The organism is Chitinophaga sp. (assembly GCF_019236475.1).
Classification (GTDB): domain Bacteria; phylum Bacteroidota; class Bacteroidia; order Chitinophagales; family Chitinophagaceae; genus Chitinophaga.
Genome location: NZ_JAFAIX010000003.1, coordinates 256,165 through 272,235, shown reverse-complemented (window position 1 = coordinate 272,235; position 16,071 = coordinate 256,165). Strand labels below are relative to the sequence as shown.

12 protein-coding genes are annotated in these 16,071 nt (G+C 45.1%); 7 read left to right on the top strand and 5 right to left on the bottom strand.

The features are described 5' to 3' along the window. Positions 1-38: 38 nt before the first annotated feature. Positions 39-1,424: a mercuric reductase gene (locus JO154_RS03300; RefSeq protein WP_291941806.1), complete on the bottom strand. Its 1,386-nt coding sequence runs from the start codon at positions 1,422-1,424 to the stop codon at positions 39-41. 159 nt (positions 1,425-1,583) lie between these two features. On the opposite strand from JO154_RS03300, the gene dusB reads away from it, so the two are divergent. From dusB to JO154_RS03280, 4 genes are all read left to right on the top strand, one after another. Next, positions 1,584-2,621 carry a tRNA dihydrouridine synthase DusB gene (gene dusB, locus JO154_RS03295; protein WP_291941804.1) on the top strand — a complete coding sequence of 346 codons (1,038 nt, stop codon included), beginning with the start codon at positions 1,584-1,586 and terminating at the stop codon, positions 2,619-2,621. Positions 2,622-2,746: 125 nt separating this feature from the next. Continuing rightward, positions 2,747-3,328: a nuclear transport factor 2 family protein gene (locus tag JO154_RS03290; protein ID WP_291941802.1), complete on the top strand. Its 582-nt coding sequence runs from the start codon at positions 2,747-2,749 to the stop codon at positions 3,326-3,328. A 113-nt stretch (positions 3,329-3,441) separates the two neighbouring features. Next, positions 3,442-4,275, top strand: a complete 834-nt coding sequence (locus JO154_RS03285; RefSeq protein WP_291941801.1) for an aldo/keto reductase — start codon at positions 3,442-3,444, stop codon at positions 4,273-4,275. A gap of 168 nt (positions 4,276-4,443) precedes the next feature. Beyond that, complete coding sequence (locus tag JO154_RS03280) at positions 4,444-6,600, top strand: glycoside hydrolase family 3 N-terminal domain-containing protein (RefSeq protein ID WP_291941800.1); 2,157 nt, start codon at positions 4,444-4,446, stop codon at positions 6,598-6,600. 154 nt (positions 6,601-6,754) lie between these two features. Here JO154_RS03280 and JO154_RS03275 read toward each other — a convergent pair whose 3' ends face one another. Then, positions 6,755-8,596, bottom strand: coding sequence for a LuxR C-terminal-related transcriptional regulator (locus JO154_RS03275; RefSeq protein ID WP_291941799.1), 1,842 nt, complete (start codon positions 8,594-8,596; stop codon positions 6,755-6,757). 234 nt (positions 8,597-8,830) lie between these two features. On the opposite strand from JO154_RS03275, the gene JO154_RS03270 reads away from it, so the two are divergent. After that, entirely contained in the window at positions 8,831-9,154 is a 324-nt protein-coding gene (locus tag JO154_RS03270) for a DUF4870 domain-containing protein (protein WP_291941798.1), read from the top strand. A 132-nt stretch (positions 9,155-9,286) separates the two neighbouring features. On the opposite strand, the gene JO154_RS03265 is transcribed toward JO154_RS03270, so the two are convergent. Both JO154_RS03265 and JO154_RS03260 read right to left on the bottom strand, forming a co-directional pair. Then, entirely contained in the window at positions 9,287-11,653 is a 2,367-nt protein-coding gene (locus JO154_RS03265) for an ABC transporter permease (RefSeq protein WP_291941797.1), read from the bottom strand. A gap of 138 nt (positions 11,654-11,791) precedes the next feature. Next, positions 11,792-13,030 (bottom strand): multidrug effflux MFS transporter, encoded by a 1,239-nt coding sequence (locus JO154_RS03260; RefSeq protein ID WP_366935558.1) that lies wholly within the window; start codon positions 13,028-13,030, stop codon positions 11,792-11,794. A gap of 297 nt (positions 13,031-13,327) precedes the next feature. Here JO154_RS03260 and JO154_RS03255 point away from each other — a divergent pair, with 297 nt between their 5' ends. Beyond that, complete coding sequence (locus tag JO154_RS03255) at positions 13,328-13,783, top strand: GNAT family N-acetyltransferase (RefSeq protein ID WP_291941795.1); 456 nt, start codon at positions 13,328-13,330, stop codon at positions 13,781-13,783. Positions 13,784-13,928: 145 nt separating this feature from the next. Here JO154_RS03255 and JO154_RS03250 read toward each other — a convergent pair whose 3' ends face one another. Next, on the bottom strand, positions 13,929-15,437 hold the full coding sequence (locus JO154_RS03250; RefSeq protein ID WP_291941793.1) for a succinate CoA transferase: 1,509 nt from the start codon (positions 15,435-15,437) through the stop codon (positions 13,929-13,931). A gap of 178 nt (positions 15,438-15,615) precedes the next feature. On the opposite strand from JO154_RS03250, the gene JO154_RS03245 reads away from it, so the two are divergent. Beyond that, positions 15,616-16,029 (top strand): hypothetical protein, encoded by a 414-nt coding sequence (locus JO154_RS03245; protein WP_291941792.1) that lies wholly within the window; start codon positions 15,616-15,618, stop codon positions 16,027-16,029. Positions 16,030-16,071 lie beyond the last annotated feature (42 nt).

The window sequence follows — 16,071 nt, the reverse complement described above, 5'->3', positions numbered from 1 at the left end:
TGATGGTGTTGATGAGGAATTATATACACAGAATGCCCCTATTTATCCAGGGTCATAAATAGATTGTTGATAGATTCCGCATACAATGGGTGTGCAAAAATCATTTCTTTCAATTGGGTAGCGGTAAGATCGCCCAGCATCGCCATTTGTAGGATAGACATGATTTCACCGCCTTGTTCCCCTATGATAGCGGCGCCTAGGATTTTATCCGTGGCTGCGTGTACAAGGGCTTTCATAAACCCAGTAGTATGGCCAGTTTCGATAGCCCTGGCCACTTTGTCCATTCCAAGTACTGCCACTTTAAACGGATAGCCTTTCTGGTTAGCTTCTTTTTCGGAAAGGCCGATACGTCCTAATTGCGGATCGGTGAACATGCAGTAAGGAATTTGTCGGGTCAGGGTGGATATAGATTTTTTCTCTATTAAGTTATGATAAATAATGAGATGATCATTATAGGAGATATGTGTAAATGCCGGTCCTGGCTTTACATCGCCGATGGCGAAAATGCCGGGACAGGAAGTTTCCAGGTGGTCGTTGACTTGTATAAATCCAGCTTCATCGATGGTCACATTGGTTTTATTTAGCTGCAGGCTGGCTGTTTGTGGCCTGCGGCCTGTGGCTGCCAGGAGATGGGTACCTGTAATGGTTTTTCGGGAGGTGCCCGAAACAATATTCAAGGAGATGGTATTGCCATCTGTGGAGATATGAGCAGGCTCCCAGGAAGTGAAAATCTTCATGCCTTCTTCCTCCAGCATTTTCCTGACAACGGCCGCCACATCCTCATCTTCCCTGGATACCAGGTGCATACCTGGTTCTATCACAGTAACGTGACTGCCTAAACGCTGATAAAGCTGTCCCATTTCCAGGCCAATATAGCTGCCGCCCAGGACAATCAGTTCTTTCGGGATTTCCGTCATATCCAGGATCGTGTGACTGGTAAGGTATTTAACCTGGTGAATGCCTGGGATCTCTGGAACGGTGGTATCGGCGCCGGTATTGATAAAAATGTAGGTGCCTTCCAGTTCCAGCGGTGGTTTCTCCTGTTGGGTCACCGTGATTTTTTTCAGGCCAGAGAAAGATGCTTGCCCGTGAATGATGCGGATATTGGGTTCCGCTTCAAGGGAACGGAGGATATTATGGCGGAACCGTTGAATGATTTCGTTTTTGCGTTGTACGATAAAGGGGAGGTCGATGGTGATATCATCTTTGGTGTAGATGCCCCAGGCGCTGCTGTGTTTGATGGTATTGGCCACTTGTGCACAGGCGATCATGGATTTGGTAGGGGTACAGCCGTCATTGATGCAAGTGCCGCCGAGAAGGCGTTTTTCGATCAGGGCTGTTTTCATGCCTTTTTTAGCCAATTTTCGGGCTAATGGCGTTCCACCTTGTCCGGATCCAATAATGATAGCATCAAATTTTTCCATATTCAAGGGTTTGAGTAATAGGGTGGCCCAATAACTAAACGTTGGGTACCACACGTGGAGGTACTAAAATTAGGCATTTTTTCCCGCAACACCCAGATGAGTCAGGCTGGTCATTTCGTAGAAAATGCGTACCTTTGCCCGCTGAAAATTTCTTGAACATTGGTTAAAATTGACAACATAATACTGCCTGATTTTCCTTTGCTGCTGGCGCCCATGGAGGATGTAAGTGATCCGCCATTCCGCGTGGTATGTAAGGAGAACGGGGCCGACCTCATGTATACGGAATTCATATCCAGTGATGGGCTGATTCGGGATGCGATAAAATGCAAGCGTAAGCTGGAATTTTTCGAATTCGAGCGCCCGATAGGGATACAGATTTTTGGGGGAGACGAGGACTCTCTGGCCATGGCAGCAAAAATTGTGGATGTGACCAATCCGGATTTGCTAGATATCAATTTTGGCTGTCCGGTGAAGAAAGTGGCTGGTAGGGGCGCTGGCGCCGGTGTGCTGAAAGATGTAGACCTGATGGTCCGACTTACAGAAGCTTGTGTGAAGGCCACCAATCTGCCCGTTACCGTCAAAACCCGCCTGGGTTGGGATGATGATACCAAGAATATTGAGGAAGTAGCGGAAAGACTGCAAGATGTGGGTATTAAAGCACTGGCTATTCATGGCCGTACCCGTTGCCAGATGTACAAAGGCGAAGCTGATTGGACACTGATAGGGAAAGTGAAGAATAACCCACGTATCAAAATACCTATTATCGGGAATGGAGATATTAATACGCCGCAGAAAGCACTGGAATATAAGAATCGATATGGTGTAGATGGTATTATGATTGGTCGTGCTGCCATTAATTATCCGTGGATCTTCCGGGAGATCAAGCATTATGTGCAAACTGGCGAAATGCGTGCGGGGCCTACCCTGGAAGAGCGCATTGCTGTTAGTAAAAAGCACCTACATGAATCTGTGAAGTGGAAAGGGCCAATTGCCGGTATTAATGAAATGAGAGGTTGTTATGCGAATTATCTCAAGGGGCTACCAGATATCAAACAATTCAGAAGCAGATTAGTAACATTGAAAACAGAAGAGGAAGTGGTTGCAGTGTTGGATGAAATAGAAGCGTATTATAAAGGCATAGAGCTGGCGAATGAACCGATAGAATTGATCGATTATCATCAGAAATGTCCGCTGTAACATATTAGAAAAAGCCGCAACTGCGGCTTTTTTTATGCCCTTGATTTTGAAGGCTGCCAAATTTTAATGATATTCGTAAAGACGGTTGTTCATGTGGAATTGGCCTTATCATTAAATTCCCCTCTATGTTAAAACCAGCATTCACCGTAGTAATCCTTGCACTCTTGTTTTCTGCTTGCATTTCAAAATCGGACCATAATCCTCTGAAGGAAAGCAGCACTACCATTCCCGATACCACACAAAAATTCGATATCCGACACCGTGATCAGCAGCAGATAGAAAAAGTTATTTACAGTTTTGCTGAGAATTTTGATAATGTCCATTTAGATAAGTGCCTGGAATTAATGGACGATAGTATCCGTGGAGAAGTGGACGGCGTTAGGCTGCATGGCAAAAAAGATTTTGCTTCCCGTATTACCCAGTTGGCAGAGAGTGTGAAGAATGCCCATTACCAACAGCGGCATATGATCTCCAATATGCAGTTTGAAGGACTGCCCAATGATACCGTCAAAACCACGATGTATTCCGCAATGCTGTCCACAGACCTGAGAACAGGCGTGATACAACTGATGCAAGTGGGGTATTATAAAGGTAAACTGGTGAAGAAAGGCGACAAATGGTTGATCGCTGTATTGAATTCATTGCCGGATAGCAAGTTAGTAGAGGAGTTCTATAAAGAACCGCTAGATTCCATTAACAAACACTGAGATATCATTATTCTGATACCTGTTATTATGCAGATAATGCTGGTATTTGTATGAATGGAACTAATTTTGCGTATGCAATGCACATCTGATTTTAAGCATCAAAAGATTAAACAATGAACATTACAGACATTAAAGGAGCGGTAAAGCTTTCCAACGGCGTACAAATGCCATATTTTGGACTTGGTGTATGGAGAACAAACGAGGGGCAGGAAGTGATCGATGCCGTTAAATACGCATTGGATGCAGGTTATCGTCATATTGATACCGCAGCTATTTATGGTAACGAAGAAGGCGTAGGCACTGCTATCGCTGATCATGCAACCGACAGAAAGGATATATTCATCACAACAAAAGTATGGAATGCCGATCAGGGCTACGACAGTACGATCAAGGCTTTTGAAACATCTCTGCAAAAGTTGAAGACCGACTACCTGGATTTATACCTGATTCACTGGCCAGTGAAAGGGAAGTATAAAGAAACCTGGCGCGCCCTGGAAACATTGTATGCGGAAGGCAGAGTGAAGGCCATCGGCGTAAGCAATTTTCTGCAACATCACCTGGAAGACGTGATGCAATCCGCCAAGGTAATGCCAATGGTGGATCAGTTGGAATTCCATCCACGCCTAGTACAACCGAAACTGCTGGCGTTTGCACGTCAACATGGTATCCAATATGAGGCTTGGAGTCCGCTGATGCAAGGGCAGATTTTCGATATTCCGGAACTGAAAGAACTGGCGCAGAAATATGGTGTTTCTGTAGCGCAACTGGTACTCAGATGGGATCTGCAAAAAGGCGTAGTGACCATTCCAAAGAGTATTCAGCAGCATAGAATAGCAGACAATGCAAAGGTTTTCGGATTCAATATTGAAGCAGCAGATATGGCTGTTATAGATGGGCTGGATGCCGCTACCAGGGTAGGTCCTGATCCGGATAATTTTAATTTCTAGACAATCAAAAATACTTCTGCTGTTGTCCCTACCCTCCGGGCAGGGACAACAAAAAAATTAAAAAAGGGAAAGGCTGGCATTTGCCAGCCTTTCCCTTTTTTAATTTTAATTTCTAACTTACGTGCTCTAATAGATATTATTTAGCCATTTAGCAAGGTTTTTAGCACGATGATGAAACGTAAGTTATTCACTATTGCCCTCGGTATACTTACCGTACAGCAACTGTCTGCCCAAGAGCAGCCGGTGTTTCGCAGGGCCGATCAGCCAACAGAAGCGAGGGTGCAAGATTTACTGCACACCCTTACCTTACAAGAAAAAATTTCCCTGCTGGGGTATAACAGTCCAGCTATTGAGCGCCTGAAAATTCCTGCCTATAACTGGTGGAATGAGGCCTTACATGGTATTGCCAGGGGAGGAGAAGCCACTGTGTACCCGCAGGCAGTGGGACTTGCAGCTACTTTTGATCCCGTATTGGCCAAAACAGTGGCCAACAGTATTTCCACGGAAGCTCGTGCGAAATACAATCTCGCGATTGAGGCAGGGCGTCATGTACAGTACATGGGACTGAACTTCTGGACACCCAATATTAACATCTTCCGTGATCCTCGCTGGGGAAGGGGACAAGAAACGTACGGTGAGGATCCCTACCTCACAGCTACTATGGCGGGCGCCTTTGTAAAAGGGCTACAGGGCGATGATCCACAGCATTTAAAAACAGCGGCATGCGCCAAACATTTCGCGGTACATAGCGGACCAGAAAAGGATCGCCATGAATTCAATGCCATCGTGGATGAGAAAGATCTCCGCGAAACTTACCTGTATGCATTTAAGAAGCTGGTGGATGGTAAAGTGGAATCCATCATGTGCGCCTATAATCGGGTGAACAGTCAGCCTTGCTGTACCGGAAATACTTTGCTGCAAGATATCCTGCGCAAGGAATGGAAATTCGGCGGACAGGTAGTGACAGATTGTTGGGCATTGGATGATATCTGGAGAAGACATAAAGCTATCCCTACCCGTGAGGAAGTGGCCGCCGCAGCCATCAAAGCAGGTGTAAACCTGGACTGCGCCAATATTCTACAGGATGATGTGATGAAAGCCATCAACAAAGGTTGGCTGAAAGCAGCAGATGTAGACTCTGCGCTGGTAGCTTCTCTCCGTACACAAATGAAACTGGGACTGTATGACGATGCCACACAGCGCCGCTATGCTGATTATGGCGCCGACAGCGTGAATAATACTTGGCATGCGCAACTGGCATTACAGACAGCCAGAGAGAGTATGGTATTGCTCAAAAACAACGGTGTATTGCCTTTGCAGCGGGAGAAATATGCCTCCATGTTGGTAACTGGTTCCAACTCTGTTTCCCTGGAAGCGCTGATGGGTAACTATCATGGCGTTTCCGGTAATATGGTGACTTTCGCAGCGGGGCTTAGTAAAGCCGCCGGACCAGCAGTAGCCATGCAATATGACCAGGGGTGTGATTATACAGACACGTTGCACTTTGGCGGCATTTGGGCCTCTGAAAATTGTGATGTAACCGTTGCAGTAATTGGTCTGACGCCATTGCTGGAAGGTGAAGATGGGGATGCGTTTTTATCGCCAGCAGGTGGTGACAAAAATACGTTGAGCTTACCTCGTTCACAGGTTGTATTTATGCAGAAACTACGCGCTGCTCATAAGAAACCTATCATTGCTGTGGTAACCGCAGGTAGCGCGGTGGATCTCACCGCCATTGAGCCTTATGCAGATGCCATTATCTTGGCTTGGTATCCGGGAGAGCAAGGTGGTACCGCATTAGCGGATATCATCTATGGCAAATATTCTCCAGCAGGAAGATTACCATTAACCCTTTATAAATCCCTCAGCGATTTACCGGATTATAAGGATTATAGCATGAAAGGCCGTACCTATCGGTACTTTACAGGTAAGGCAGCATGGCCTTTTGGTTTCGGTATGAGTTACAGCACGTTCGACTATGGCTGGAAACAAGCACCAGCAGACCGTTATAAAGCAAACGATACCATTCGTATGACCGTTAACGTTACCAATACGGGCACATATGATGCAGATGAAGTAGTGCAAGCCTATATCAGTTATCCAGCGGTAGACAGAATGCCATTGAAAGAGCTGAAAGCCTTTGGTAGAGTGCATACCACTAAGGGAGGAAGCCAGGAGCTTGAATTACAGATACCCGTGAGTGAATTGCAGAAATGGGATTTACATCAGGGTAAGTGGAAACTCTACCCTGGAAATTATACTATTCATATTGGCGGTGATTCCGAACATTTTCGTTTATCCCGTACGTTTAGTGTGAAGGGGTAATAAATGATGGCGGGAATTGTTCTCTTACTGAAAGCAATTTCCGCCATGCCTTTCTATCCGTAAAACAATGGCTGTTGGCTTACTGCGCGGTATTGATGGGCAGTGGTGGTTGGGGTGGATCGTGTCTCCCTATAATCTCCTACGAAGTCATAATTTATATCACTTCTTTGATGAAATTCACTAGATCAGTATCCGCATCCAGTCCAAATTTCTGTTTCAAGCGGTATTTCGTCATGCGCACACTTTTGGGGGCCACTTGCAAGAGATGGGCAATTTGTTTGGTATCCATACCCAGATAGAGGTAGGCGCAATATTTCTGGTCCAGAGATGTCAACTTTTGCGGCGTTATTTCATTGAGGTTTTTGAAAAAATTGGGATGTACTTCCTGGATACGGAATTTAGCCTTTTCAAAATCATTGTCTGAAAGTGCTTCTGCCCTTAATATTTGATGAATGTTGACAGGTTCTTCACTTGACAGTTTTTCCTTCAGTTGGTGTAATACGTTGGTTTTATGTTGTAATTGCAGTTGGCTGGCCATTACTTCGTTCTGCAATTTCTGTTGTTGCAATGCCAGTAGTTCCTGTTCTGCTTTCAGTCGTGCTTGTTCCTCTTTTTCATATTTAATCTGCAGGGTAGCTTCGTGGCGCTCGGCTGTAAGCTGTTTCTCCCGGGCCAGGGAATACCTAAGGTTAAAATGGTAAGAGCGGAACATAAAAAATGCGCCCAGGATACCCAGGCAGATGACGCCTATCAACAGGTATTTTTGTATTTTCTGGCTTTCAGATTTTTCGTGCAAAGTTTTAATTTCTTGCTCTTTTTTACTGAGTTCAAACTGCGCTTCCAGTCTTTTCGTATTGGATGCGGCTTCTTCATTAAACAGAAGATTACTGTATTCCGCGATTTTCTGTTGGTATTCCAATGCTTTTTTGAAATCGTTTTTCTTCGTACTCAGCGTTACTAAGGAGTTCAGCACACTAATCAAGGTGTGGTAATAAGGCTTTTTCTTTTGCAGGATCAGCGTATATGCTTTCGTTAGATAATTTTCAGCGGTGGGTAGGTCGTTTTCCTGCATGCTTAATTCGCTCAACATGCCATATCCGCTGGCAATGGCTACATCATTGCTGCTGGGCGCTATGCGGAGGGCTTCCTGTACATTGTCCCTTATTTTTTGCTTTATCTGTGGGTCGGTGGTGTTATAATACTTCAAATAATAACTCGCCTTATTATTATGACAATGGGCATAGGTATTATTGACAACTTGACCAGGATACTTGTGAAAGAGACTGATGGCGTTGTCCAGGGGCTGCATGATACTATCCAGGTATTCCTTTTTATGTTGGGCTTCGTACTTGTAGGAAAATACTACTGCAATGGCAGCATATGCATTGGCCAGCATATTTTTATTCCCCGATTTTTCAGCATAGGTGACCGCCTGCTGGGCGTAGTACAAAGATTTCGATTCATCGTTCCATTCTGTGTATACGCCATACAGCAGGTAATAGATTCGTGCTGTAAGCAAGGCTTCCTTATTAGGGTCGGGGATTTTCGACAGGGCTGCATGGATCAGTTTTACGCATCTTTCGCTATCGAACAGGGTACTATACAACATGGCCGAGGCATAATGTGCATATGCCATGGCGATGGGACTGTGTTGGCCTTCGGCCGACTTATACGCTTTATCAATAAATAGTTTTGATTTTTCAAAATCTTCCAGGTTACAGTAAATATTGGAGAGAATCCAATAGGCTTTGGTCACTTCCAGATTATTTTCAGAGAGTTGCTGGCTGCGTTGTAAACTTTCCTCTGCCATTTTAATGGCTTCCGGATATTGTTCGTTAGAGCGATACCAGTCGGCCATTCGTTGTTGGATCATGATCATTTCTACTGGCGCTGCTGTGTGCTTTAAAAGGTTTTGCAGACTGTCGATATAGTTTTGTTGTGCCTGGGAGGGCATTAAAAAACCAAGCCAAAGGATTAATAACCATATTCTTTTCATGCAGCAAAGGTACAAAAGGCGTAGACGCTATACCTCATTTTATTCTGTTGTATTATATGATAATTATATATGTAATTTTTTATTGAGTAAATACTTATGAAAGTAGTAGTCGTTTTGTAGTCGCTTGATTTTTTTGAGGTAGTCGTTTTGTAGCCGGATGTTTTTAGGCACAGCGGAATGCGGTGGACATTTTTGTGCGGTGAAAATTTTTATTCATTCTTCATTCAAATCATCATGAACAACAAAACTTTATCTATCGTTTCTTACATTACCCTCATTGGATGGCTGGTAGCATTTTTCTCTGGCAAGGATAAAGCCGATGATTTGCTTAAATATCATCTGAGGCAATCATTGGGCCTTGTGATTGCTGGTTTCGTGGTAGGAATCGCCTTGAACATTATTGTTTGGATGGTACCCACGCTGTCCTTCCTTTCCTATATCAGCCTTGTCATCTTGGTATTGCTTATACTTGGGGCCATCAATGCCGCCAATGAAGTGAAAAAACCGTTGCCGGTTATCGGGAAAATGTTCGAAGACAAGTTTGCATTTATTGGATAGGAGACACTTGTCTCCCTTGTCAAATCAGTCTCTCCTTCAGTAGCGGCGCAGTCTCACAAAAGAGTTGCGCCAGCTATGAATAAGAAATATTGGTTCCACTTAGTGTATTACAGGGAAAGGTGTAACGGGAATTTATTCCGATTTGATACTCTTTACAGGATCCGCCATGGAAGCGCGTATCGACTGATAACTAATTGTTATTATCGTGATAACTATGGCTGCAACGCCAGCGAGGATAAATACCAGTGGACTAATATTCACCCTGTATTGATATTGCAATAGCCAGTGGTGCATCATCCAGTAGGCAAGGGGAAATGCGATCAGCATGGCCACGCCTACCAATTTGAGAAAATCTGCCGAAAGCAATGTGGCGATGCTACCGGTGGAAGCGCCTAATACTTTACGGATACCGATTTCCTTGGTGCGCCTTTCGGCGGTATAAGCGGAGAGGCCGAATAATCCGAGCGCGCTGATGAAAATGGCGATGGCAGCGAATATGCGGGACAGTTTCTGCATGAGCATTTCATTACGGAACATATCATCGAACTGCTGATCCGTGAAGGTATAAGAGAATGGATAGGCAGGGCTGTATTTATGCATCACGGCGCTGATTTTTTCCAGTGCTTTTTCCGGTGCTACTGTGGCATTGAGGCGGGCATATATACTGTTGGTACCGGATGGGATACCCAGGAACATAACGGGATCAGGTTTGCCGAACATATCGCCATATACATAATCTTTCACGACACCGGCTATACGAAAAGTCATGACATCATTTCCTTTTTTACCGTAAAGTAGTTTGCCAACCGGACTTCCGGCGCCTAATTGTCGGGCCATGGCCTCATTGACCATTACATTGGAGCTATCGTCAGCATCCCTTGTAAAGTCTTTTCCCTCGAGGAGTTTCATGCCGGTTGTTTCCAGGAAGCCAGGTCCGATAAAACGCATAGAAGTAATGGTTTTTACGTTGGCAGCTTTACCATCCCAATATATTTCGTCTGTGCTATTACCATCATATAGTGGGTTGTGATCCGCCACAGCAGCATTTTCTATCACAGCGGTGTTGAGTAATTCCTGGCGTACAGCAGGAAAGTTATGGATCACATTGTCTTGTGCATCAATAGAAATCAGGTGGGCTACATTAAAACCCAGGTCTCTGGATTTAACATGTTGAATTTGTTGGTAGATGATCACCGTAGCGATAATCAGCACGATAGAAATGCTGAATTGGGAGATGACCAGCGCCCGACGTACGAAGGCTGCACCGCCAGTTTTAATCCTGGCTCCTTTGAGAATGGCTACAGGATTGAAGTTGCTGAGATATAAGGCAGGGTAGCTACCGGCCAGCAGGCCACAGAAAAGAACCAGTAGGGCCATCACCGCCAGGTGTATGGGATTGAATAATTGTAAGGTCATCGTTTTGCCTACCAGCGCATTGAATGCAGGTAGTAAAATGGCTAGTAGCAAGACAGCCAGTAGGGCTGATAGGAACGCCTGCAAAATAGCCTCGCCTATAAATTGTTTGATAAGGGTAGAACGGCCTGCTCCCAACGCCTTGCGTACGCCTATTTCGCGGGAACGCTGTTCACTGCGGGCAGTAGCCAGATTCATGAAATTGATACATGCAATCAGCAGAATGATGCCTGCAATGAGCAGGAAGAGGCGTACATATACAATACGTCCGCCGGATTGCACGCCATTTTTAAATTCATTACGTAAGCGCCAATCTTTCATATTCAGTAGTGCTGCGGAATTGTTGGCGCTTTCTGGGTGGGATGTAATTATTTTATCCAGTTGTACTTTCAATTGTGCAAGGTTAGTACCTGGTGTTGTTTGTATATAAGTTTCCAGATTGAAATGATCCCATTTAGAGAGGTTGTCCATTGTCGAATAGTTCGATAGTGGCGCCAGCCAATCGTAGCGGATGGTAGTATTTTCGGGAACATTTGCTATCAATCCGGTAATCGTATAGGCGTCCTTGTTATTCACCATGATGGTTTTGCCTATCACATTCCTGGAGGAATGAAAGAGTTTTTCAGCCGTTCTTTCTGTAATTACCAGGGAGTTAGGATTGTTGAAAGCCGTAGCAGGATTGCCTTCCAGAAACTTGCAGTCGAACAGTTGGAAGAAAGACGCATCTGTATAACGTCCGGCGCTGTAGACTGGGTTGTTCTGGAAATTGAATAAGGCTGTATTTAGGCCTTCGGAGCTGCGGCAATATGTTTTAATGCTAGGGATAGAAGCGGCAGCACTGGGACCCAAGGGGCCAGGGGTAGAGGTGTAGGTACGGATTTGATTGTCGAGTGTCCAGTTGAAGGAAATACGTTGGATATTATCTTTCTGGCTGTAGAAGCCATTATAGTTGATTTCGTCTTCCACCCAAAGGAGAATCAGACCAGCGCAAACGAAGCCTATGGCCAGTCCGAAAATATTCAGGAAGCTATAGGTTTTGTTTTTCTTCAGATTGCGTAGCGCTGTTTTCAGATAGTTAGTGATCATAAGTCAAATGCCTTTGCGTGGGTAGTGCCAAGACGGTGCCACCTTACGAAGGTATTGAAAACAGGCTGTTTGCAGGTTTCCTTGTAGGGAGATTTGTCCACTTTCGGCACATAGAATGTCCGAAAGCGGACAGGAAAATTAATGTAATATCGGCTGGGCAGCAGTTTGGGTGGCTTCGGTGCGGATAAATTTGCGTCCGATGACTAGGATGGCCCAAGCGGAGAGTCCGCATAGGGCGAGGGTAGCCGCCATTGGACCAGCGCCATTGTCATCAAAAGCGCTGACTGCGGCTGAAGCAACTGCCCCGATACCGAGTTGTAAAGCGCCCATTACCGCAGAAGCGCTACCGGCATTTTTGGAGAATGGCGCCAGGCAAAGAGCGGCCGTATTGGGATTGACAAATCCCAGGCAGCAGAGGTATCCGAAAAGGAGGACAATCAATAGTGGGAGCGTCAGCACCTCCATGTAGGCCGAAAGGTATATCAAGATGCCGAACAGGGATTGGAAAGACAAAGCCCATGGAATGATCTGTTTACTTTCAAAGCGGCGCAGTAGGCGACTATTGATCTGGCTACACCCGATAAATCCAACGGATAATCCGGCGAATATCCAGCCATAGGTACTTTCGCTTACCTGGTAGATTTGCATGAATACCCGTGGGGAGCCAGACACATAGGTGAATATGCCCGCGAAGCTGAAAGCGCCAGCCAGTGCATAAGTAGTGAACTGTGCATTCGACAATACCGCTACAAAATTTTTAATAATAGGTTTCGGTTTGAGCGACAGCGTGGTATCTGGCTGGTAGCTTTCCGGCAGCCATAGGAAACAGGAAATGAGCATCGCGCCGCATAAAATGGTAAGGATCAGAAAAACCATGTGCCAACCGAATATGCTGGTAACATAGCCGCCTACAGCAGGGGCTACCATTGGGGAAGCGCCTACTACCAGCATCAGTAATGCAAAAACTCTGGCATTATCTTGCACCGGAAAAATATCTCGGACCATGGCTACAGCGGCTACAGAAGCGGCACAGCTACCTATGGCTTGAAAAAATCTAAGCGTGATAAGACTTTCGATAGAATGACAGTACATGCAGCCAATAGAAGCGGCAATGTAAAGTATCAATCCAGCGTATAGTGGTTTTTTACGGCCAAATCGGTCCAGCAGTGGACCGTAGAGTAGCTGTCCTGCTGATATTCCAATGAAGAAGCTGGTGAGCGAAAATCCGATGGTGGCCACATCTGTTTTCAAATCTTTTGCAATGGCGGGAAACCCAGGGAGGTACATGTCAATTGAAAAAGGCCCTAAAGCGGTCAGTGATCCTAAAATTATAATTAAAAAAAAGAACCGGGAAGGTGCTATCGTTGTTGTTGTCAAGGAATACTTATTTATGGTTTCGTTTAACGAGGGCCAAAGTTACCATGGATTTTCCAGGAACCAAACGATAGAGATATTGAAAATAACTATGCTGTGATTTTGATACGTTATAACTATCATTAAATTATTATTTTTTGTGTTATTATTGTGCGGATGGGCTTGTCAATCTAATCTTAATAACGTTGATGTATATACGAATAATTTTTTGTCCCCGAAAGCGTGCGATTTTTTTGTAGAAATGTTTTTTTGGTTATATCATTGGGGTGTGAATACGCAGCCCACAAAAACAGAAATGCAATGAATACGATAACCTTTATCCGAACCAACAATGAGCAGCAGGATTTTGAAGCGTTGATTAGCGCGCTGGATGAGGACCTGCGCGATCGTTATCATGAATTACAAGATATCTATGATGAGCATAATGTGATAGAAGCCATCAATACGGTTGTAATTGCGTATATCGAAACTGAACCAGTAGGGTGTGCATGTTTCCGTGAGTTTAATGATCATACCATAGAAATAAAACGCATGTTTGTGCGTCCGGAAGCGCGTGGGAAAGGGATTGCATTTGGCATCATGCATGAATTAGAGAATTGGGCGAGAGAGCTGAATTACAGTTATGCCATCTTGGAAACGGGCAAGCGTCAGCCGGAGGCTATCAGTTTATATCAGAAGAGTGGGTTCACCATTATGGATAATTACGGTCCCTATATCGGAATGGACAACAGCATCTGTATGCGCAAGCGCTTATAGGAGCTGTGAAGAAAGATATTTGTAATAAAAAAACGTCGCACCTACCTGGTGCGACGTTTTTTATTGCATCGTCATAATTAAAAGAGGCCGCTACCTTTCAGTAACGACCCCTTGCCTTTCACACCTTGTTCCTCATAAGCATGGCTTATATATCTTCCAATACGGTCTCTCTTTTCATGGAGCCTTGTTGTTCCATGCGCTGGTGCCAACTAAGGGCTTCCTGCAATAGGTGAGGGGTGTGGCCTCCTTTTTTGCAAGCTGCCAGGAAATAATCTTTCAGTTCTTCTTTATATGCGGGATCAGCGCAATTGCTGATAATCACTTTTGCTCGTTCGCGTGGTGCGAGTCCGCGCAGATCTGCGAGTCCGAAATCTGTTACGACAATATCTACATCATGCTCGCTGTTATCAATATGTGATGCCATTGGCACTACATGAGAGATGGCGCCAGCCTTGGAAGAGGCTTGTGTCACAAATATGCTGAGGTAGGCATTGCGTGCAAAATCGTTGGAGCCTCCGATGCCATTCATCATGCGGGTACCAGCAATATGGGTAGAGTTTACATTTCCATATATATCAAATTCGATCGCGGTGTTGATACTGATTACTCCCAGTCGGCGTATTACTTCAGCGGCATTGCTGATATCCTGTGGTCGTAGTACGATATTGGGTTTGTATTTTTCCAGGTTGTTCATCAGTCGCTGATAACAATCTTGGGAAACGGTAATACTAGAAGCAGATGCGAAGTCCATTTTACCTGAATCGATCAGGTTGAAGGTACTGTCTTGCAGTACTTCAGAATACATGGTCAGGTTATGGAAGTTACCGTCAATAAAGCCTTCCAGTACGGCGTTGGCCACTTTCCCGATGCCCGACTGTAATGGGCGTAACTGATGTGTGAGTCGGCCTCTTTTCACTTCGTGTTCAAAGAACTGGAGGAGGTGTCCGGCGATGGCGCGGGTTTTGTCGTCCCGTTCGTTGATGGCAGCAGGACTGTCCGTTGTTTCCGTGATCACGATGGCAATAATTTTTTCCGGATCTATGGGGATGGAAGTACGGCCAATTCTGGTACCGGCGCTGGTGATAGGAATGATTTGTCGATTGGGCCAAATGCCTGCGGAAAATATATCATGTACGCCGTGTAATGCCAGTGGTACAGAGATATTTATTTCCACAATAATTTTTTCGGCAGCAGTGGCAAATGCCACGGTGTTGCCCACAGAAGTGGTAGGAACGATACTGCCATCTTCTTCGATCATCAATGCTTCGATGATAGCGATGTCCGGTTTGATAATATTTTCATGTATCAGCTCTGCGCTTTCTCCGAGGTGCTGATCATTGAACAGTACCTCTCCATTATTAATACTGTTTCGGAGAATGGGATCTACCTGGAAAGGTGATCTTTTATGCAGGGCATGGGCGGAAGCCAGCATGCCGTCTGTGCCGTGGCCCAAGGAGGCGCCGGTAATCAATGTGATTTTCCGGGGACTTTCTAGTGCCAGGGCTGCGAAAGCTTTCAGCACCGCTTTGCTGTCGCCTGCTTTAGTGAAACCGCTGCTGGCTACAATCATGCCATCCCGCAAATGGGAGGCCGCATCAGTTGCACTGGTAATCCTGCTCTGCAGGCCCAATCTCTTGATTCTCTCTTCGTACATCTTGTATGGTTTGTGGAATGGCCTAAAATTACAAAGGAGGGGGATGGCCCAAACATGATAATGGGTCAAAATGTTGTTTAAACCGGCCAAAGTGAAATTTTGATGCTACCAAACTATTTTTAAGGGTTTTTGTTATGGGATATCCTGCAATCATCTGCATAAATAAACTAATTGCATTATGAAAAAAGTATGTTTTCTCTTAGCGGGTATCTGTTTACTTTCTATGAGTTCCTTAAAAGCGCAGGACGTATTAGGCGCGGCCAAGAAGGCAGCGGCTATTTCCAACACATTGGGAAATCCTGGCGGTATTGCCAATAATATCATGGGATCGCTGACCCCTACTTTAGGTTTGAATAATACCCAGCAGCCAAAAGTGCTGGACATGGTAAGCGGATTTTTGAAAAAGAAATCTGAAATTATGCCGTTACAGCAGACTAACCCCACCGCCTATACGAGCAAATTCAGCGGATTGCAGGGAGGATTATTTTCCAAACTGAAAGGGATATTGACAGCAGCGCAGTATGCGAAGTTCCTTGGCCTGAAACCTAAGGCCAGTGATGCCACCAACGTATTATCGCAGTTATTTTTCTAGCAGGTAAATACTGTTTTTGAAAGCCCGCAAAATGCGGGCTTT

What these genes read in the sequence shown, in the direction of transcription:
- JO154_RS03265 (WP_291941797.1), bottom strand. Translation starts at nt 11,653, where the DNA reads ATGATCACTAACTATCTGAAAACAGCGCTACGCAATCTGAAGAAAAAC.
- JO154_RS03245 (WP_291941792.1), top strand. Translation starts at nt 15,616, where the DNA reads ATGAAAAAAGTATGTTTTCTCTTAGCGGGTATCTGTTTACTTTCTATG.
- JO154_RS03300 (WP_291941806.1), bottom strand. Translation starts at nt 1,424, where the DNA reads ATGGAAAAATTTGATGCTATCATTATTGGATCCGGACAAGGTGGAACG.
- JO154_RS03255 (WP_291941795.1), top strand. Translation starts at nt 13,328, where the DNA reads ATGAATACGATAACCTTTATCCGAACCAACAATGAGCAGCAGGATTTT.
- JO154_RS03285 (WP_291941801.1), top strand. Translation starts at nt 3,442, where the DNA reads ATGAACATTACAGACATTAAAGGAGCGGTAAAGCTTTCCAACGGCGTA.
- JO154_RS03280 (WP_291941800.1), top strand. Translation starts at nt 4,444, where the DNA reads ATGATGAAACGTAAGTTATTCACTATTGCCCTCGGTATACTTACCGTA.
- JO154_RS03270 (WP_291941798.1), top strand. Translation starts at nt 8,831, where the DNA reads ATGAACAACAAAACTTTATCTATCGTTTCTTACATTACCCTCATTGGA.
- JO154_RS03250 (WP_291941793.1), bottom strand. Translation starts at nt 15,437, where the DNA reads ATGTACGAAGAGAGAATCAAGAGATTGGGCCTGCAGAGCAGGATTACC.
- JO154_RS03290 (WP_291941802.1), top strand. Translation starts at nt 2,747, where the DNA reads ATGTTAAAACCAGCATTCACCGTAGTAATCCTTGCACTCTTGTTTTCT.
- JO154_RS03275 (WP_291941799.1), bottom strand. Translation starts at nt 8,596, where the DNA reads ATGAAAAGAATATGGTTATTAATCCTTTGGCTTGGTTTTTTAATGCCC.